The following is an 18,312-nucleotide window of genomic DNA, read 5'->3' on the forward strand; positions in this document are numbered from 1 at the left end:
CTGCGCGCACGGCGCGGTTAGTCTCGTACCGTCGCCGGGTCCAGCAATCTGCGGTGCAGCAATCCGGCCCCCACGGCCCCCAGTGCGATCAGCATCCCGAACCAGAACACCGCGGTGACCTCGTCCGACAGCGCGCCGACCCACCCCAGTCCGAGAGCGCCGGCGGCCGTCAGGGCATAACCCAGGACCCAGAAGGCGGAACTGGCACTGCCGCGGGTGGCCGGCGGGATCCGGCGCAGGACAATGGCCAGTCCGACCGGGAAGAGGGCACCGTGGCTGAAACCGGCCAGCACCAACCCGCCCAGGTAGAGGCCCGGAGCCACGGAGGTGTCGAACTGCGGTGCCACACCGATCAGCACCGCCCCGACCGCCAACCCGGCGAAGCCCGTACCGACGTGGCGTGCCACGAACCGTCCACCGGCTTTCTGGCCGATCGTGGTCGCAGCGAAGATCAGGGACCCGACCAGGCCGAGCACCCGCAGGTCGGTGATCCCGAAGGCCCGGACCACCAGGATTGAGGTGATCGCCGTGCACCCTCCCATGACCGCAAAGCCCAGGGTCATCAGCCCGCCGACGGCGAAGTCGCGTCGGGCGGACCTGTCAATGGCCGGCAGGCTCAGGGCGAATCCGCGACGGCGCGGGTTCACCGATTCGGGGACCGCCGCCAACAGCACGATGCACACGGCCGAAAGGCCGGCATGGGTCGCGAAGGAGACCATCGGGAACCCGGGTACCAGGTAGGTGAGAAAGGCCGCGAAAACCGGGCCGCTGCCCAAACCCGCCATATTGGCGATACTGGATACCCCGGCCCCGCGGGAGGTACTGCGCAGCAGGTCGGTCAGGTAGGCGGTCGCGGTACCGGTGACCAATCCGGCGCAGATCCCGGACAGGATCCGGGCGGCAAAAAGCGTGGGGGTTTCGGTGGCGGTGGCATACAGCAGGCCACTGGACAACGAGGCGGCCAAGCCCAGCCAGAGCACGGGTCTGCGGCCAATCGCATCGGACAGCGCACCGAAGACGCAGAGCACCAGCAGGACGGTCACCGCGTAAATGGCGAAGAGCTGGGTGGCTGCGGCGGTGCTCATCGCGTAGCTGTCCTGCAACATCGGATACAGGGCGGTGGGCATGGTCGTTCCGGCCATGGCCACGGCATAGGCCAATACCACGATGCCCACATGCCGGAGCGGGGCCCGGTCGGCCCGATCCGCCCGCTGGACAGCGGCCGGTGTGCTGCGAGGGGTCACGGGTCTCCCGGGGCTGGATCTGGATGGTATATCGAGCCTAGGAAAGTCTTATTGTCCTGTCAATAGCATTTGGATTCCCGTTCATGGGATGGTCACTGCCCACCGGTGTTCCGGCGCGCCAGATCCGCGGCACCGATCAGCCCGGCCGCCGCGCCCAACTGCGCCCGCTGCACCGCGGCGAAGGGCCGGTATCCGCGACCGGAGAGTGTGCGCCGATAGCTTTCCTCCGCGGTGGCAACCAGCGCCTCGGAAGCCGACCCCAGTCCGCCGCCGATCACCACGGTACCGGGATCAAGCACCGACACCAGGTTCGAGATGCCCAGCCCCAGCCACTGGCCCATATCGGTGATCAGGTCCTGGCAGGCCGGATCCCCGGCGGCGGCCAGCTCGGTCACCAGTGCCCCGGTCACCCGCTGCGGGTCATCGCCCACGGCCTGGCGCAAACGGTGGGCCACCGGGGAATTGCTGCGCACCAGTTCGGCGCCTTCCCGGCCCAGGGCATTGCCCGAGGCGTATTGTTCCCAGCATCCCCGGTTTCCGCAGGCGCAGCGGTGCCCTCCGGGAACGATGCATTGATGGCCGAATTCGCCGGCGATCCCGGACTTTCCGCGGTAGATCTGCCCACCGAGGATGACCGCACCGCCGATCCCGGTACCCAGGGTCAGGCAGACCATATCGCTTTCGCCACGCCCCGAACCGAACCGGTACTCGGCCCAACCGGCGGCATCCGCGTCGTTGACCAGGGTCACCGGCCGGCCGATCTGCGCGGCCAGCCGGTCACGCACCGGTTCATTGCGCCAGGACAGGTGCGGGCTGAAGAGCACGGTGCATCCGTCCCGGTCCATCCACCCGGCGGCGCCCACCCCGACCGGTCGCCGGGGATCACCCTCCGAGAGCTGGGCCACCATCTGGGCGATGGCCCGTTCGGTGGCAACCGGGTCCTGGCGGGGGGTGGGACGGTAGACCCGGTCCGAGATCCGGCCTTCGGCGTCCACCAGCGCGGCCATGATCTTGGTTCCGCCGATGTCCACGCCTATTGAATGTTCTGCTGATTGCACAATCATCCATCATAGGCTCCGGCGCGGCCAGGGACCGTATTCACCACCGGAGTATTGCGTTCCACGCTGCTTGCCCTTTCCCCTGGCCCCGGGAATCCACGGCATCGGGAGGTCGGGCGCATCAAGTACGGCACACCCCTATCGGCGAGCGCGGATCGGTACTAGTGTTTTGCCCAGCTCTTCCGTTTGCGACCAGGACCGGAGTTCCCTTGACTGCACAGCTGGCCTTGCCGCACCCCACCCTGCCCGACCCGCGCACCGCTCCGGCGCTGGGCTGGGGAATCCTCGGCCCGGGATGGATCGCCGCGCAGTTCGGCCTCAGCCTGGCCGCGATGACCTCCAGCCGGGTTGCCGCGGTAGGGTCGCGGAGCCTGGAACGCTCCGGGTCCTTCGCCCGGCAGTACGGCGATGCAGGATCCCGTGCCTACGGCTCCTATGCCGCGGTGCTGGCCGACCCGGCAGTGGATGTGGCCTATGTGGCGGTACCGCATAGCGGCCACCGCGATCTGGCCCTGCAGGCGATCACCGCCGGCAAGCACGTGGTGGTCGAAAAGCCGTTGGCCCTGGATGCCGTGCAGGCGCAGGAGATCGCTGCGGCGGCCCGGGCTGCCGGGGTCTTCGCCATGGAGGCCATGTGGACCCGGATGCTGCCGGTGGGCAATGTGCTGCGCCAGGTGCTCGAACACGACCTGCTGGGCCAGGTGCTGTCCATCCACGCGGACTTCGGCTCCGCGATGGAGGTGGATCACGGCTCACGGCTCTACGATCCGGCGCTCGGCGGCGGGGCGCTGCTGGATCTGGGGGTCTACCCGGTGGCGGTGGCCGCCCTGGTGTCCCCCGCCGACCGGGTGCTGCATGCCTCCGGGCGGCTGACCGGGACCGGGGTGGATGCGACGTTCACCGCGGTGATCGCCAATGCGGACGGCTCGACTGCCAGCATCTTCTCCAGCATCGAGGCCGCTTCCCCGCAGCGCGCCTGGATCGCCGGCACCCGGGGCACCCTTGAACTCGGCCATCCCCTCTATGCCCCCTCCCGCCTGGTGCTGCGGACCCCGGAGGGAGCGGTGGCCGACACCATGGACTTCACCGAGGACTCCCCGGCCACCGGGCTGGGCTGGGAAGCGGCCCATGTCGCCAGGTGCCTGGAGCGGGGGCTGACCGAGTCGCCGCTGATGCCGCTGGACGAGTCGGTGGCCATCGCCCGGACCATGGACGACATCGCCGCACGGCTGCGCGACCGGTAGCCTGCGCCGCCCCCGGTGGCCAGTCAGGCCCTGGACAGCGACGCTCGGTAGGCGCTGGCGACCATATCGTCCAGGCTATGGCGCATGGACCAGCCCAGGTCGCGGGCGGCCAGTGTGCCGTCGGCGACGATCCGGGACGGGTCACCGGGGCGGCGCGGTTCCTCCACCGGGATGAACGGTATCCCCGTGACCCGTGCGACCGCCGCCATGATCTCGCGTACCGATACCCCGTCCCCCGAACCGAGGTTGTACACCGGCTCCAGTCCGGCATCCGCGGCCAGCGTGCGGGCCGCGGCCACATGCGCCAGCGCGAGATCCACAACGTGCACGTAGTCCCGGACACACGTTCCGTCGATCGTGTCGTAGTCGGTGCCGAAGATCCTCGGTGTGTTCCCCGCGCCCAGCGCGGCGAACACCAGCGGGAACAGGTTATGCGGGCTCGCATCGTACAGCGCGTCATGTCCGGATCCGACCACGTTGAAGTAGCGCAGGGAGGTGTGCCGCAGTCCCGCGGCGACCGCCTGGTCGCGGATCAGCCATTCGGCCACGAGCTTGCTCTGCCCGTACGGGGATTGTGCGGCGGTGGCCGTGGTCTCGGTAACCAGGTCCTCGTGCGGTGTTCCGTAGACTGCCGCCGAGGAGGAGAAGACGATATTCCCCACCGCGGCCGCCTCCATCGCCTCGAGCAGTCGCGCGGTACCGGTGACGTTCTGCTCGAAGGCATGCAACGGATACTTCACCGACTCGCCCGCATACTTGTAGCCAGCCAGGTGGATGACCCCCTGGACACCGTGGTCGCGCATGATCCGGGTGAGCGGTTCGCGCTCCAGCACGCTGACCTGGTAGAAGGGAACCTGTGGGGCAACGAAGCCGCGTATGCCGCTGCTCAGCGAATCCACTACCACCGGCGAGAGGCCGGCCTGTTGCAGGGCCAGTACCACGTGGGATCCGATATATCCGGCACCGCCGGTCACCAGCCAACTCATGCCCGGCCCGCTCCTTCGGCTGCATTCACGGTGAATATCGACGGCTCGGCGTATCCGGCCTGCGCGAAGGCCCGGCGAATCGACGCGCTGGCCGCGGGGATCCTCTCCACCGCGATCAAGGCAATGGCGCTGCCGCCGAAGCCGCCGCCGGTCATCCGCGCTCCGATCGCCCCGGCTGCCAGCGAGGCCTGTACCGCGAGGTCCAGTTCGGGGCAGGAAATCTCGTAGTCGTCCCGCATCGAAACGTGCGAGGCCCGCAACAGCCTTCCCACCTCCCGGAGATCGGAGGCTTCCAGGGCCTTCACGGTGTCCAGCACCCGCTGGTTTTCGGTCACGATATGCCGGGCCCGGCGGCGCAGCTCCGGCTCCAGCCGGTCAAGCAGGGCCACCTCGGTGATCTCCCGCAGTGATTCGACCCCCAGTGCGACGGCCGCCTGTTCGCAGCTGGCCCGGCGGGCGGCATACCCGCCGTCGACATGCGAATGCTCCACCCGGGTATCGATGACCAGCACCGCGGTGTCCTGGGCGGCCAAGGGCAGCGGCACGGTGTGCGATGCCAGCGAACGGCAGTCCAGGAACAGCGCATGCTCCGCGCGGGACATCAGCGATGCACTTTGGTCCATGATGCCGGTCGGCGCGCCCACGAACCCGTTTTCCGCGCGCTGGGTCAGCCGTGCCATCGCCGTTGCATCCAGCTCCAGCCCGAACAGGTCGTTGAGCGCGACAATGGTCCCGACCTCGATCGCGTGCGAGGACGACAGCCCGGATCCCACCGGTACGTCCGAGTCGACGAGCAGTTCGAAACCGCTCAGTTGCACCCCGGGTAGTTGTCCGAGCACATAGGCCACCGCCGCCGGGTAGGCGGCCCAGCCGGGCACGTTGCCCGGCGCCAGCGCATCCAGCTCGATGCCCGTCACCGGAAGCGGCCCGGTCGTCCCGCCGTAGGTGGAGGCGAATTCCAGCAGGCGAGGTGACGCCTCGTTCGCGGTGCGGCGCCGCACGGCCACCAGGGCGTTCTTGTCGATGGCGAAGGGCAGCACGAACCCGAGGTTGTAATCGGTATGCTCCCCCATCAGGTTCACCCGGCCCGGGGCGCGCCAGATCCCCTCGGGCGCGCTGCCATAGGTGCGGATGAAGCCCTCGCGCAGGGCGGCACCGCGGGCCGTGGTCGAGGTGGTGTCGGTGGTGTCGGTGGTGTTCACGATGCCACCCCACGCAGCCGTGCGGCCGTCTGTTCGGCGGGCACGTCATTGATGAAGGCCCCCATGGCCGATTCCGATCCGGCGAGGAACTTCAGTTTGTCCGCGGCACGGCGCGGGCTGGTCAGCTGCAGGTGCAGGCGCGAGGCTTCACGGTCCCGGGCCGTCAACGGGGCCTGGTGCCAGGCGGAGATATACGGCGTGGGCGTGTCATAAAGTCCGTCGAACTTCCGGGTCAGGTCGCGGTAGAGCAGCGCCAATTCATCCTTTTCCGCGGAAGTCAACGCCGCCAGGTCCGGGACGTGGCGGTGCGGTACCAGGTGGGCTTCCAACGGCCAGCGGGCCGCATAGGGCACGAAGACCGAGAAGTGCTCACCTTCCATGACCATGCGCGACCCATCGGCATGTTCGGCCTGCAGGATATCGCCCATCAGCGTCCGGCCGGTGGCCTGCAGGTATTCGGTGGCACGGGCGGCCATGCGTCCGGCCGTCGGAGTCACATAGGGGTAGGCGTAGATCTGACCGTGCGGATGGTGCAGGGTGACCCCGATGTCCTGTCCGCGGTTTTCGAAGGGGAAGACCTGTTTGATCCCCGGCAACGCCGACAGCTCGGCCGTGCGTTGGGCCAACACCTCAACGACCGTGCGGGCGCGCTCATCATCCAGGGCGCTGAAGGAGCCGGTGTGATCGGAGGTGAACACGACAACCTCGCAGCGTCCAACGGCCGGATTGGGCCGGGCAGGCAGGTCGGCACCGATGCCGGGTTGCGGGATGTCGCCCAGGGCCGGCCCGAGTGAGGGGAAGCGGTTCTCGAAGACGACCACGTCGAATTCGGTGGCGGGGATCTCGCTGAGCCGGCCGTCGCCACTCGGGCACAGCGGGCATTCCTCCTTCGGCGGCAGATAGGTCCGCGACTGCCGGTGCGCCGCCACGGCCACCCACTCACCGGTCAACCGGTCGAAACGCAATCCGCCCGGTTCCCCGCGCGGGTCCAACGGCCGCACATCGGTGACGTGTTTGGGGACGGTGTGCCCGTGATCGGCGAAGAAAATCGCCTCGCGGCCGTCGGCCAGATGATGCACCCGGTGCCGGTCGGCGGCGATCATGTCGTTGTTGAGTTGGCCTTGTAGCATTAAGGCTTCTCCAGTCGTAGGTCGTGGACGTGCCGGGCGATGAGTTCCGCATCGGAGTCGGCCAGTCCGGCATCGGTGATGAGCGTATCGATCGAGTCCAATGGCGCAATGCTGTACAGCCCGCGCATACCCCATTTGGACGAGTCGGCCAGCACCACCCGGCTGTCGCTGCGCTGCAGGAAAAGCTCATTGACCTCGACCTCCATCATGTTCGGAGTCGTTAATCCGTCACTCAGCGATAGCCCGTGCACCCCCATGAAGCAGCGGTCCACATGCAGCGAGCGGAGCGCCGCGGTGGCCAGCGGCCCGACCAGCGCATCCGACACGGTGCGCAGTCCCCCGGTGAGCAGCACCGTCTGGTCCCGTGCGGGGGCGTCCTGCAGGACATCGGCGATCCGCGGCGAATTGGTGACCACGGTGATCTCCGGAATCTGCCGCAGGGCCCGGGCCAGCGCGAAGGTCGTCGTTCCCGAGGTCAGCGACACGGACATGCCCGGTTCGACCAGCGTCGCCGCGGCGGCGGCGATCGCCGCCTTTTCCGGCAGCTGCAGCTCCGATTTGCTCCGGAATCCCGGCTCGTCCGCGGATGAGCCGGGCTGGAGCCGCGCACCACCGTGCACCTTGTGCAGCTCACCCTCCTTGACCAGGTGGTTCAGGTCGCGCCGCACGGTCATGTCCGAGACACCCAGTTCCTCGGCGAGCTCGGAGACCCGCACCGCACCCGCGGCCCTGACCTGCTCCACAATCTTCTGCCTGCGTACTGCCGGCAATCCATCGGCCACGGTCCGCCCCCTCCTTGTTCGCCTGTTGTCGCCCATCCTATGTGCGATTCGGTTCATTTGCCCACTTAAATACAAACATATTATTGTTTGCTTCAACAGTCTTGATGTTCACTTATGTTCGATCTACCATGATCTGAAACACATTATCGATTTGTCCGACTTCCACGCCCCACCCTTCCAAGGAGTCCCAATGACGAAGCACCCCCAGAACCCCGACGCCGCTGGCGCCGATCGCGTTCACCTTCGCAGTGGAGGTGTTTCACTGCTGCTGGATATCTCCGAGCACCAACTTCCTTCGATCATCCACTGGGGGGCCGACCTTGGCCCCCTGTCCCCGAGTGAGGCAGCGACACTGGCGGCGGCCGATGCCAACCACTTCACCCCCAACAACCAGGACCGGCCGGTACGCACCGACATCCTCGGCTCCCTGCACTCGGGCTGGGCCGGCCGCACCGGCCTGTCCGGGGACCGTGACGGGACGGACTGGAGCCCCAAATTCACCTTGGACAGCTCTTCCCTCACCCCGTTGGACGGTGCGGTACCGGAATCGGCGGACGGGCTGGCCAGCTGCGGTGCCGCGGCGCTGGAACTGCACGCAACCGATCCCGCGGCGGGCCTGGAACTCAGCATCGACATCGAGCTCACCGGTTCCGGTTTGCTCCGCGCGAAGGCGGCACTATCCAACACCGGCGCCGGGAACTACCGCCTGCAGGAGTTGGGTCTCATGTTCCCGGTGCCGAGCACCGCCAGCGAGATCCTGGATTTCGCAGGGCACTGGGCCAAGGAACGCGTGCCGCAGCGGCGGGATCTGACCGTGGGCACGCACCTTCGGGAGAACCGCAAGGGCCGCACCGGCGCCGACGCGGTGCACCTGCTCAACGTCGGGGAACCGGGATTCAATTTCGCCGCCGGCCAGGTCTGGGGGCTCCACCAGGGGTACTCGGGGAACCAGCGGGCCTGGGCCGAGAAGCTCTTTGACGGCAACAAGTCCCTCGGCGCCAGCGAACTACTGCTTCCCGGAGAGGTCGTGCTGGCCCCGGGCGAAAGCTACGCCACCGCCTGGATCTACGGGGCCTACGGCAATGGGCTGGATGAGCAGGCCGGGCGGCTGCACCAGTGGCTGCGTGCCCGGGAAAACCACCCGCGCCGCGAGCGGCCGGTGACCCTCAACGTGTGGGAAGCGGTCTACTTCGACCACAACCTGGACAAACTCAAGGCCCTGGCCGAACACGCGGCCGAGCTCGGTGTCGAACGCTATGTGCTGGACGACGGCTGGTTCGGCGGGCGGCGGGATGACACCGCCGGCCTTGGGGATTGGACCGTCTCCCCCGACGTCTGGCCGAACGGCCTGAATCCACTGATCGAACATGTCAACTCCCTGGGCATGGAATTCGGTCTGTGGTTCGAACCGGAGATGGTCAATGTCGATTCGGAGGTGGCCCGCGCGCATCCGGAATGGATCATGGCCCCCACCGGTCGCCTGCCCATCGAATCCCGGAACCAGCAGGTGCTGAACCTGGGCATCGAGGAGGCCTACAGGCATGTCCGCGACCAAATGGTGGCCGTGCTCGAAAGCCACAATATCGCCTACATCAAATGGGATCACAACCGGGACCTGCTCGAAGCCGGAAACCAGCTCACCGGTCGTGCCGGGGTCCGCGAGCAGACGTTGGCCGCCTACCGGCTCATGGCCGAACTCAAGGAACGTTTCCCAGGGCTGGAAATCGAGTCCTGCTCCTCCGGCGGCGCACGCGTCGATTTGGGTGTGCTGGAACATACGGACCGGATCTGGGCATCGGATGACATCGATCCGTTCGAGCGCCAGCAGATCCACCGCTGGACCCAGCAGCTGATCCCCGCCGAACTCGTCGGTTCCCACGTCGCCTCGGGGGCATCGCACACGACCGGTCGGCTTCACAGCCTGCACTTCCGCGCAGGTACCGCATTCTGGGGCCATATGGGCATCGAGTGGGACCTGACCCAGGCCGGCGACGCGGAACGTGATGAGCTCGCCGCATGGATCGAGTGCCACAAACTGCACCGTTCCCTATTGCATACCGGACGTCTGGTTCGACTGGACCAGTTCGATGCGTCACTCGACATCCACGGGGTGGTCAGCCACGACCGCCGCGAGGCGCTCTTCGCGGTTATCGGGCTGGGCCTGGCCGACACCGAGCCGATCGGCAAGTTCCGCCTCGCCGGGCTGGATGATTCCTTCCGCTACGAGATCCGCGATGTGACCCCCGGATTCCCCGCCTCCGAGGACTACAAGGCGCGCCACCCGCAAACCTCGCACAGTGAACTGAGCATGCGCATTCCGTCCTGGTGGCCAACCCACGGCCCGGTCACGCTCCCGGGTGCCGGACTGCAAGGGGCAGGGGTCTTCAGCCCGTGGCTCAACCCGGAATCCATGCGTATCCTCCACCTGACGGCAGTCGATCCGGGAGCAGGGCAGTGACAACGAATACTTCCACACGCTTCCGCTCGACGACCCAGGCCAAGCGCAGCCGCCGCTCCGCGCAGGACCGGCGAGTCGCGCTGCTCTTCCTCACCCCCGCCGCCCTCGGATTCCTGGTCTTCCTCATCTGGCCCACGGTCCGCGGTATCTGGCTGAGCTTCACCGAGTACAACCTGCTGACTCCGGAGAAATTCGTCGGTCTGGCCAACTACGAACGCCTGTTCTCGGATCCCGTGTTCTGGCATTCGCTGGGTGTCACCGTGCAGTATGTGCTGATCAACATCGGCTTGCAAACGTCCATCGCACTCGTCGTCGCGCTGCTAATGCACCGGCTGACGCAATCCACGCTGCTGCGCGGCATCATCCTGGCCCCGTACCTGGTGTCAAACGTGGTGACCGCGATCGTGTTCCTGTGGATCCTGGATGTCCAGTTCGGCGTCGCCAACCAAGTCCTGGAGTGGATTGGCGTAGGGAAAATCGGATTCCTCTCCGATGAAACCTGGGCCATCCCCACCATCGCGCTGATCAATGTGTGGCGGCATGTGGGCTACACGGCCTTGCTGATCTTCGCCGGCCTGCAGATGCTGCCCGAGGACGTCTATGAAGCGGCACGCCTCGACGGCGCCGGGGAAATCCGCTCGTTCTTCTCGATCACGTTGCCCCTGCTGCGTCCGATCATGGCCCTGGTGCTGATCATGACCGTCATCGGGTCCTTCCAGGTCTTCGACACCGTGGCGGTGACCACCGGTGGAGGCCCGGCGAACGCGACGAACGTATTGCAGCTATACATCTACGACATGGCCTTCGGACGATTCCAGTTCGGCTACGCCTCGGCCATGTCCGTGGCCCTGTTGCTTGTGCTCGGAATCATCACCTTCATCCAATTCCGTCTGACCCGAGCCGGGTCAAACGACATGAACTAGCAAGGTACCCATCATGACCGCAACGCTTCCCGACACCAAGGCCCCGGACACAGTGGAACCGGCTTCCACCGGGACCCGGCGACGCATCCCGATCGGACGCATCATCGCCTGGATCGTCATGGCCCTTGTCATCATCGCAACGCTGCTCCCCTTCTATTGGATGCTGCGCACGGCGCTATCCACCAACCCCGGGCTACAAGCCAACCCGACCTCCTGGCTACCCCCGGACTTCACTTTCGGTGCGTTCGAGCGGGTTCTCGGATACCAATCCACCGAGGAAGCGCTTGCCGAAGGCGGTTCCGGAACCGGGATGAATTTCTGGCGTTACCTGTTCAACTCGGTCTTCGTCGCCACACTGGTCACCGTGTGCCAGCTGACCTTCTCCGCCATGGCCGCATTCGCCTTCTCCCGGTTGCAGTGGCGTGGACGCGATACGGTCTTCGCGATCTTCGTAGCGGGACTGATGGTTCCCTCGATCTTCACGTTCTTGCCCAACTTCGTGCTGATCAAGCAGCTCGGGCTGGTGGACACCCTGTTCGGCATCGCCCTGCCCACGATGTTCATGACCCCGTTCGCGGTCTTCTTCTTCCGCCAGTTCTTCCTGAATGTTCCCAAGGAAATCGAGGAAGCAGCGCTGCTGGACGGTGTCTCGAAGGTCGGAATCTTCTTCCGGGTGATCCTGCCGATGTCCTCCGCACCGATCGCCACTCTCGGGATCCTGACCTACATCACCGCCTGGAACGACTATTTCTGGCCGCTGATGGTCTCCTACACCGATTCCTCCCGGGTGCTAACCGTGGCCTTGGGTGTTTTCCGGGCACAATCGCCGCAGTCCGGCACCGACTGGGCGGGGCTGATGGCCGCCACTCTGATCGCGGCGGCGCCCATGATGCTCCTGTTCGGCCTGTTCGCCAAACGCATCGTCAATTCCATCGGCTTCAGCGGCATCAAGTAGGAGCGCTTCCATGACATCCACCACGAAACAACTCCGCCGTCGGGCGACCCGTACCCTCGCGTTCGGGGCCATCACCGCATTGGCCCTGACCGGTTGTTCGGTCTCCGCGGACCGGGCGCCGGTCTCGAACACCATCGACTACTGGCTTTGGGATACCAGCCAACTACCCTCGTACCAGAAGTGCGCCGACCAATTCGAGGAGGCGAACCCCGATCTCAAAGTCAACATCACCCAATACGGTTGGAACGACTACTGGGGGAAGCTGACCGCCAGCTTCATCGCCGGCACCGGTCCCGATGTCTTCACCAACCATGTCACCCAGTACCCGCAGTTCGTTTCGCTGGACGTGTTGGCACCCCTGGATGACTTCGAGGCCATCAACGAGGTTGACCAGCAGGCCTTCCAAGAGGGATTGACAGAATTATGGACCGGATCCGACGGGCATCAATACGGAATGCCGAAGGACTGGGACACCATCGCGGTCTTCTACAACGAGGAACTCTTCAAGGAAGCGGGCATCACCGCCCAGGAGCTGAGTTCCTCGGCGTGGAATCCCCAGGACGGAGGCAGCTTCGAACAACTGCTGGCGCACCTGACCGTCGATGCGAACGGTGTACGCGGCGATGAACCGGGCTTCGACAAGTCGAGGATCAAGATCTACGGGATGGGCCTGTCCGAAGCCGGCGGTGGACAAAACGGTCAGGGCCAGTGGGCCGGATTCGCCGCCACCAATGGCTGGAAGGCCACCAACCAACCGCTCTGGGGCGACTCCTACAACTACGACGACCCCAGGTTGCACGAAACCCTCGATTGGTACTTCGGCCTAGTCGACAAGGGCTACGTGCCGGCCTACGGCCAGTTCAACAGTTCCGACGGAACCCTTGGGCAGCTGACCAGCGGTGCGGTTGCCATGGTCACCGACGGCGCCTGGATGAATTCCGCCTATGCGAGCAGCGAACGTCCCATCAGCACCGCACGGCTACCCAAGGGACCGGATGGAACCAGCAAGTCGCCCATTAACGGTTTGGCGGACTCCGTGGTGAAGAGTAGCGATAATCCCGAAGCGGCCTCGAAATGGGTGGCCCATATGGCGTCCGAACAGTGCCAGCGGACCGTCGCAGAGAACGGCGTGGTCTTCCCCGCACGCAAGGACGCCACGGATATCACCTCCGAGGTCTATGCCAGCCTGGGGTTGAATCCCGAATCATTCACCGACCCGATTGACGACGGAAATACCTTCTACCTTGCGGTAACCGATCATGGAGCCGACGTGATCGCCTTATTGGGTCCGGCATTCGAAGACCTGTGGGCCAACCGCACTCCGGCTTCCGGCCTGACCCGGACTAACGAGGCGGTCAACAAGATCTTCGCCAAGTGATCCTCCCTGGTCCGGCTCCCCACCGCGGATCAGGCCCCCATCCTGTGCGGGGCGGCTGGTAGGACCAGATCGGCACCCCCCCTGAAATCGGCGCATATGGAAAGTGTCCCGACCGTACTTGCGGTCGGGACACTTTCATTGCTTCTCGGGGTCCTGCTCTTCGTCTTGAGGGTCAGTGTTCGGCACTTTTGGGAGGCCCCGGTTTCTGCAGTTCGATCTGACCGGTCATGATCTTCTCGAACTCCTCGCTGCTGACCACCGGGATTTCCTGTCCGTCCTTGTCGATCAGCTTGCCGTCCTGGAAGTGGTCGCCGTCGATCAGGCCGCAGACCTCCTCGCGCTTGACCATCCGCGGCGGGGCGGCGGCGAAGACCGAACCGTCCTTGCCCAGCGAACCCTTCTTGAACTCGTTGAACAACAGGTTCAGCAGTACCGCCATGATGGCAGCCGAGGAGATGCCGGAGTGGAAGATGGTCTCGAACCAGTTCGGGAAGTTGGCGTAGAAGTCGCCCTTCACGATCGGCAGGCAGCCGAAGGCGATGGAGGCCGCCACGATGACCAGGTTCGGTCCGTCGTACTTGACCTTGGACAGGGTGCGGATGCCGGAGGCAGCCACGGTACCGAAAAGCACGATACCCGCGCCACCGAGCACCGGCATCGGGATGGCGGCCACCACACGTCCCAGGATCGGCAGCAGGCCCAGCACCACCAGGATGCCTCCACCGGCGGCGACGACGAAGCGGCTGGTGACACCGGTGATGGCCACCAGGCCAACATTCTGCGCGAAAGCCGACTGGGTGAAGGTGTTGAAGATCGGGGCGAAGACCGATGAGGCCATATCGGCACGCAGGCCGTCGGCGATGCGCTTGGAGTCGACCTTGGTCTTGGCGATTTCCCCCACAGCCAGGATGTCGGCGGTGGTTTCGGTCAGGATCACCAGCACCACAATGGTCATGGAGATGATGCCGCCGATCTCGAAGATCGGCCAGCCGAAGGCCAGCGGCTGCGGGAAGGCAAAGAAGGCGCCCTCCCCGACCTCAGAGAAGTCGGCCATGCCCAGGATGACTGCAAGGACGGTGCCCACGACGATGGCCAGCAGGATCGACAGGCGTGAGATGGCGGCATTGCCGACCTTGGAGAGCAGCAGCACAACCAGCAGGGTCGCGGCAGCCAGGCCGATATTGGCCAGCGATCCGTAGTCCTCGGATGCGGCGTTGCCGCCCATGGCCCAGTTGGCGGCCACCGGGGTCAGCGACACACCGATCATGGTGATCACCACACCGGTCACCACCGGTGGGAAGAACCTGATGATCCTGGCGAAGAACGGCGCTATCAGGAACCCGATCAGCGAGGCGACCAGCACCGCACCGAACACCGCCTGGATGCCCCCGCCACCGTTGACGATGGCGACCATGGTGGCCACCGCGGCGAAGGAGGTACCCTGCACCAGTGGCAGCTGCGCACCGAAGAACGGGACGCCCAGGGTCTGCAGGATGGTGGCCAGGCCCCCGACGAACAGACAGCAGGCGACCAGCAATCCAATATCGGCACTATCCAGACCCGCCGCGCCACCGATGATCAGTGGAGGGGCGATGATGCCTCCGTACATGGTCAGCACATGCTGCAGACCGTAGGCAATGGTCTTCCCGAAAGGTAACCTCTCGTCCTCTGGACGCCTTGGTTTGATAGATTCTGAATGCGCAGCACTCATGGCTGACCTCCTTGTAGTCAGTCGCTGCCGGGGTGTACCCGTGTTGCACCACGGGCACACCCCAACCATAATGACGGGTTAGATTAACGCCGGGATATTAGATGAACGCCGGGATATTGGTCCAGATGGCGTGGGTGGCCTCCGTCCCCTCACGGGTGACGGTGGCTTCGATCAGCCCGTACGGGCGATCAGCGGCGAAGAACACTTCGTTCGGGTTGTCCTGCCCGAAGGGCTCAAGATCCACCAGGAAGTGGTGCTTGTTCGGCAGCGACATCTTGATCTCCGCGATCTCCGGGTGCGCTTCGAGCACGTCCTTGCCCATTTCGAACATGGTCTGCTGCAGGGCGTAGGAGTGGGTGTTGGCGAAGGCGGTCAGCAGCAGCTGGCGAACCGAGGTGTAGACGGCGTCGAAATCGATGCCGGCTTTGATGGCCTCGGCATCGTAGCGCCAGCGTGCGGTGACATCGGTGGCCAGGATGCGATCGCTGGTTTCCTTCAGGGTGGTGTAGCGGTCCTTGGGGAACCCGTGGAACTCGCTGCCGGTGGACTTGAGTACCGTCAGGTCTTCCAGGCCGGAAACGATGTTCTTCTCACCGTCGGCGCTGATTTCCAGCACCGCGGTGCGCACCTCGGACTTGTTCTGCGAGAAGGCGTGATCGTGGTCGTTGATCCGGTCCCAGAAGAACTGCTGTGCGGCCCAGCGTCCGCCGGTGATCCACTCGAATTCACCGGTGAAGTGCTCGCCGAGATTGACCAGGAACTCCTCGATGGATCCCACGCCGTTGCGGGCCAGACCGTAGACGGTGTTCTTCTGGGTATCGGTGGGCACGACCCGGCCGTTGTCGCCGCTGGCGTGTGCTTCGGTGAAGTCCCCGTGCAGCTGGCTGGTGACGTTCAGGTCCTGGATCTGGTGGCGGTCGGTGTCACGGGTGATCTTGACCAGACGGACCTCGGCCTTGCCGTACTGGTTCTGGCCCAGGACGATCTTGGTGCTGGTGTTAGCTGGTGCGGTTGATGCGGTAGTCATTGTTCTAGCTCCCTCGGTACGTGGAATATGCAAACGGGCTGATAAGAAGGGGTACGTGGTAATGCTCATCGACGTTGTTCACCTGGAAGTCGATGCTTACCGCGGGGAAGAAGCTTTCCGTTCCCTGCTTCCCGAAGTAGTCGCCGGTTCCAAAGGAAACCCGGTAGTGTCCTACTTCTACCTGTATCGGTCCCAGATTCTTGATGCGTCCGTCCGCATCGGTTGTACCGGATCCGATTTCTTGCCAGCCGGATGCCGTTTTGGCTTCCAGCGTGGCCTTGACACCGGAGGCAGGCCTCCCGGTCCCGGTGTCGAGTACATGGGTGGTGATGTGGCTTCGTTGAGCCTGGTCATCGGCCATTGTTCACTCCTTGGAAAAAGGGGTCGAATATAGTCAGTGGCTTGGTGCGGCGGCGGTTTCGCCCACCGCCTGGGACAGTCGCAACACGGCGATGGCACGCAGCTGTTCGGAGACTTCGGCCAGTTCGGTGGCGTCGTCGTTTGACAGCCGGCGCTGGCATTCGGCCAGGATTTCCTCGCTGCTGCGCCCCGCGGCACGGATCAGGAAGACCCTCGAGAAGCGTTCCTCGTAGGCACGGTTGGCTTCGGCCAGGCGCTGGTTGATATCGGCATCCAGTTCCAGGGCCGATTGCTCATTGCGTGAGAGCCGCGCTTCGGCGCTGTCCCCGGCGGCGCGTTCGCCGATCCGCGGGTGATGGGCCAACGCGGCCTCCAGCTCGGCATCGGTGAAGGGGTTGGCGCTTCGCTCAGCGGCGGCGATCAGGTCGCCGGTCGAGGCGAAGGGGCGCTGGGCGACCAGCTGGTCAATCCACCGGTCGATATCGATGCAGGGACGCAGCACTTGTGCTGCCTTCGCATCGTCAAGGGAATTGAATTCTGCCAATTGCATGGGTGATCAGCTCTTTCGAAAAGTCGAACCTCCACGAACCGATTCGCTGACACCCTTACCACCGGTTGGCTCCCGGCTTCGACTCGATGTTTTTGGATCGTGGAATCTTTGTTCCACTACTGTAAGCCAGCTCACAGATGTTCCGTCAACCCCTGGGGCGAGATTTTCCTGAAGTCATACTTATTTGGTACTTATTCGGCACGCTGGCGGCATCCCGAAAACTTAAGTTCCCAAACCCCTTGCGCACACCCCGAATGCCCGGCATACTAGTTTCACGTTACAAAATTTAGTTTCCACATTGTGAAACTTAGATTCCAGAAGGAGGGTCGCCTGACCACCATGGCACATCAAACTAGTTCCTCGAAGGAATACCCGGTCCTGTCGGCCACCGAAGCGATGAAGACCGGATTGTTCCAGCCCATCCCCTGCTCGGACCCGGATATCAGCAACCACGCCCGCATTAATCCGGCGGCGCCTACAGTCTGGAACCGCTTGTTCACCAAGAAGCGGTAGTCCCTCTTCATCCCCGTTCGGTGGATGACCATAAACCGCGTAGAGACCATGCTCCTGAGGCGTTGAGCATGGTCTCTACGTTTTTTGCTGATGCCTGGTACCCCGCGCTTCCGCCAGGAGCCGGGGGTCAGTGCATGAACAGCTGCGCCAACGCCGGCAGGGTCAGCAACGACAGGATGCAGGTGATGACAATCGCCAGCGCGGTTGGCTCACCGTCACCGGTATCCGACTGGGCCATGATGTAGGCAGTGGCAGAGGTGGGCATGGCGGCCATCAGCACGGCGGCGTTGAACCACAGCGGATCCATCTGCGGGGCCACGAGCGCCAGGATGCCCACGGTCAGCATCGGCAAGAGCAGAAGTTTGCCGCCCACCATGATCAGCATCGCCGCGGCGCTACCACGCCGTTTCGGTGTGCTAGCGCCGGAGGAGCGATGCTGCCTCAGGCGCTGGACCGTGCGGCGCAGCGACAAACCGATGGTGAACAGCGCACCGGGTGCCGCTGCGGCGGCCAGCATGTCAACCGTGCTGTTGACCGGCGAGGGGACCTGTACGTGCCAGATCACGACGGCTCCACCCAGGATCATGGCCCAGGTGACCGGGTTGTAGACCAGCGCATTGCGCATGGTGCGAAGAATTCGCCCGGCGCTGGGTTTGTGCCCATGGGCCGATCCCGGAGCCTGTCAGGAAGTTTGTGTAAGCCCCTAGTCACATCCGTTATTCAGGGCTTCTTAACACTCACTTCAAATACGGCTCGATGCGCTCCGGGTAGGCCATGGCCAGCTGCTGCAA

General features: G+C 64.7%; 17 protein-coding genes. 6 read left to right on the forward strand and 11 right to left on the reverse strand.

Annotation, left to right across the window (positions count from 1 at the left end; genetic code table 11):
• Nucleotides 1-17: 17 nt before the first annotated feature.
• Together OK351_RS12870 and OK351_RS12875 are read right to left on the reverse strand one after the other, a co-directional pair.
• Nucleotides 18-1,244 (reverse strand): MFS transporter, encoded by a 1,227-nt coding sequence (locus OK351_RS12870; RefSeq protein ID WP_265159555.1) that lies wholly within the window; start codon nucleotides 1,242-1,244, stop codon nucleotides 18-20.
• A gap of 92 nt (nucleotides 1,245-1,336) precedes the next feature.
• Complete coding sequence (locus OK351_RS12875) at nucleotides 1,337-2,275, reverse strand: ROK family protein (RefSeq protein ID WP_306349489.1); 939 nt, start codon at nucleotides 2,273-2,275, stop codon at nucleotides 1,337-1,339.
• A gap of 236 nt (nucleotides 2,276-2,511) precedes the next feature.
• Between OK351_RS12875 and OK351_RS12880 the strand changes: the two genes are divergently transcribed.
• Nucleotides 2,512-3,546, forward strand: coding sequence for a Gfo/Idh/MocA family protein (locus OK351_RS12880; protein WP_265159559.1), 1,035 nt, complete (start codon nucleotides 2,512-2,514; stop codon nucleotides 3,544-3,546).
• 23 nt (nucleotides 3,547-3,569) lie between these two features.
• Here the strand turns inward: OK351_RS12880 and galE are convergent, their stop codons facing one another.
• Genes galE through OK351_RS12900 form a run of 4 tightly spaced genes read right to left on the reverse strand, consistent with a single transcriptional unit; the run spans nucleotide 3,570 to nucleotide 7,646 of the window.
• Nucleotides 3,570-4,532, reverse strand: coding sequence for a UDP-glucose 4-epimerase GalE (gene galE / locus OK351_RS12885; RefSeq protein WP_265159561.1), 963 nt, complete (start codon nucleotides 4,530-4,532; stop codon nucleotides 3,570-3,572).
• Nucleotides 4,529-5,734 carry a galactokinase gene (gene galK / locus OK351_RS12890; protein WP_371931444.1) on the reverse strand — a complete coding sequence of 402 codons (1,206 nt, stop codon included), beginning with the start codon at nucleotides 5,732-5,734 and terminating at the stop codon, nucleotides 4,529-4,531. Before galK ends, galE begins: the two co-directional genes overlap by 4 nt.
• A complete protein-coding gene (gene galT, locus OK351_RS12895) occupies nucleotides 5,731-6,864 on the reverse strand; it encodes a galactose-1-phosphate uridylyltransferase (protein ID WP_265159563.1) in 1,134 nt (377 codons plus the stop codon). The genes galK and galT overlap by 4 nt, the downstream gene beginning before the upstream one ends.
• Nucleotides 6,864-7,646 carry a DeoR/GlpR family DNA-binding transcription regulator gene (locus OK351_RS12900; protein WP_265159565.1) on the reverse strand — a complete coding sequence of 261 codons (783 nt, stop codon included), beginning with the start codon at nucleotides 7,644-7,646 and terminating at the stop codon, nucleotides 6,864-6,866. The genes galT and OK351_RS12900 overlap by 1 nt, the downstream gene beginning before the upstream one ends.
• Before the next feature lie 190 nt (nucleotides 7,647-7,836).
• Between OK351_RS12900 and OK351_RS12905 the strand changes: the two genes are divergently transcribed.
• The 4 genes from OK351_RS12905 to OK351_RS12920 are packed head-to-tail and all read left to right on the forward strand — an operon-like array spanning nucleotide 7,837 to nucleotide 13,360.
• Nucleotides 7,837-10,104: an alpha-galactosidase gene (locus OK351_RS12905; RefSeq protein ID WP_265159567.1), complete on the forward strand. Its 2,268-nt coding sequence runs from the start codon at nucleotides 7,837-7,839 to the stop codon at nucleotides 10,102-10,104.
• Nucleotides 10,101-11,027, forward strand: a complete 927-nt coding sequence (locus tag OK351_RS12910) for a carbohydrate ABC transporter permease (RefSeq protein ID WP_265159570.1) — start codon at nucleotides 10,101-10,103, stop codon at nucleotides 11,025-11,027. The genes OK351_RS12905 and OK351_RS12910 overlap by 4 nt, the downstream gene beginning before the upstream one ends.
• Before the next feature lie 13 nt (nucleotides 11,028-11,040).
• Nucleotides 11,041-11,982, forward strand: coding sequence for a carbohydrate ABC transporter permease (locus OK351_RS12915; protein ID WP_265159572.1), 942 nt, complete (start codon nucleotides 11,041-11,043; stop codon nucleotides 11,980-11,982).
• Between the two features lie 10 nt (nucleotides 11,983-11,992).
• Entirely contained in the window at nucleotides 11,993-13,360 is a 1,368-nt protein-coding gene (locus tag OK351_RS12920; protein WP_265159574.1) for an ABC transporter substrate-binding protein, read from the forward strand.
• Nucleotides 13,361-13,532: 172 nt separating this feature from the next.
• On the opposite strand, the gene OK351_RS12925 is transcribed toward OK351_RS12920, so the two are convergent.
• The 4 genes from OK351_RS12925 to uraD form a co-directional block, all read right to left on the reverse strand.
• On the reverse strand, nucleotides 13,533-15,071 hold the full coding sequence (locus OK351_RS12925; RefSeq protein ID WP_265159576.1) for a nucleobase:cation symporter-2 family protein: 1,539 nt from the start codon (nucleotides 15,069-15,071) through the stop codon (nucleotides 13,533-13,535).
• Nucleotides 15,072-15,168: 97 nt separating this feature from the next.
• Nucleotides 15,169-16,098: a factor-independent urate hydroxylase gene (gene pucL / locus OK351_RS12930; protein ID WP_265159578.1), complete on the reverse strand. Its 930-nt coding sequence runs from the start codon at nucleotides 16,096-16,098 to the stop codon at nucleotides 15,169-15,171.
• A 4-nt stretch (nucleotides 16,099-16,102) separates the two neighbouring features.
• Nucleotides 16,103-16,459 (reverse strand): hydroxyisourate hydrolase, encoded by a 357-nt coding sequence (gene uraH, locus OK351_RS12935; RefSeq protein WP_265159580.1) that lies wholly within the window; start codon nucleotides 16,457-16,459, stop codon nucleotides 16,103-16,105.
• Nucleotides 16,460-16,492: 33 nt separating this feature from the next.
• Nucleotides 16,493-17,008 (reverse strand): 2-oxo-4-hydroxy-4-carboxy-5-ureidoimidazoline decarboxylase, encoded by a 516-nt coding sequence (gene uraD, locus OK351_RS12940; RefSeq protein WP_265159582.1) that lies wholly within the window; start codon nucleotides 17,006-17,008, stop codon nucleotides 16,493-16,495.
• A 339-nt stretch (nucleotides 17,009-17,347) separates the two neighbouring features.
• Here uraD and OK351_RS12945 point away from each other — a divergent pair, with 339 nt between their 5' ends.
• The gene (locus tag OK351_RS12945; protein WP_265159584.1) at nucleotides 17,348-17,521 is read left to right on the forward strand and encodes a hypothetical protein; all 174 of its coding nucleotides are present in this window, start codon (nucleotides 17,348-17,350) and stop codon (nucleotides 17,519-17,521) included.
• A 127-nt stretch (nucleotides 17,522-17,648) separates the two neighbouring features.
• Here the strand turns inward: OK351_RS12945 and OK351_RS12950 are convergent, their stop codons facing one another.
• Entirely contained in the window at nucleotides 17,649-18,146 is a 498-nt protein-coding gene (locus OK351_RS12950) for an AEC family transporter (RefSeq protein ID WP_265159586.1), read from the reverse strand.
• Between the last annotated feature and the right edge of the window lie 166 nt (nucleotides 18,147-18,312).

This window comes from Glutamicibacter sp. MNS18 (assembly GCF_026107515.2).
Taxonomy (GTDB): Bacteria; Actinomycetota; Actinomycetes; order Actinomycetales; family Micrococcaceae; genus Glutamicibacter.

Coding starts and splice junctions, on each gene's coding strand:
- galE (WP_265159561.1), bottom strand. CDS start 4,532: ATGAGTTGGCTGGTGACCGGCGGTGCCGGATATATCGGATCCCACGTG.
- galT (WP_265159563.1), bottom strand. CDS start 6,864: ATGCTACAAGGCCAACTCAACAACGACATGATCGCCGCCGACCGGCAC.
- OK351_RS12905 (WP_265159567.1), top strand. CDS start 7,837: ATGACGAAGCACCCCCAGAACCCCGACGCCGCTGGCGCCGATCGCGTT.
- OK351_RS12915 (WP_265159572.1), top strand. CDS start 11,041: ATGACCGCAACGCTTCCCGACACCAAGGCCCCGGACACAGTGGAACCG.
- OK351_RS12920 (WP_265159574.1), top strand. CDS start 11,993: ATGACATCCACCACGAAACAACTCCGCCGTCGGGCGACCCGTACCCTC.
- OK351_RS12925 (WP_265159576.1), bottom strand. CDS start 15,071: ATGAGTGCTGCGCATTCAGAATCTATCAAACCAAGGCGTCCAGAGGAC.
- pucL (WP_265159578.1), bottom strand. CDS start 16,098: ATGACTACCGCATCAACCGCACCAGCTAACACCAGCACCAAGATCGTC.
- uraH (WP_265159580.1), bottom strand. CDS start 16,459: ATGGCCGATGACCAGGCTCAACGAAGCCACATCACCACCCATGTACTC.
- uraD (WP_265159582.1), bottom strand. CDS start 17,008: ATGCAATTGGCAGAATTCAATTCCCTTGACGATGCGAAGGCAGCACAA.
- OK351_RS12945 (WP_265159584.1), top strand. CDS start 17,348: ATGGCACATCAAACTAGTTCCTCGAAGGAATACCCGGTCCTGTCGGCC.
- OK351_RS12950 (WP_265159586.1), bottom strand. CDS start 18,146: ATGCGCAATGCGCTGGTCTACAACCCGGTCACCTGGGCCATGATCCTG.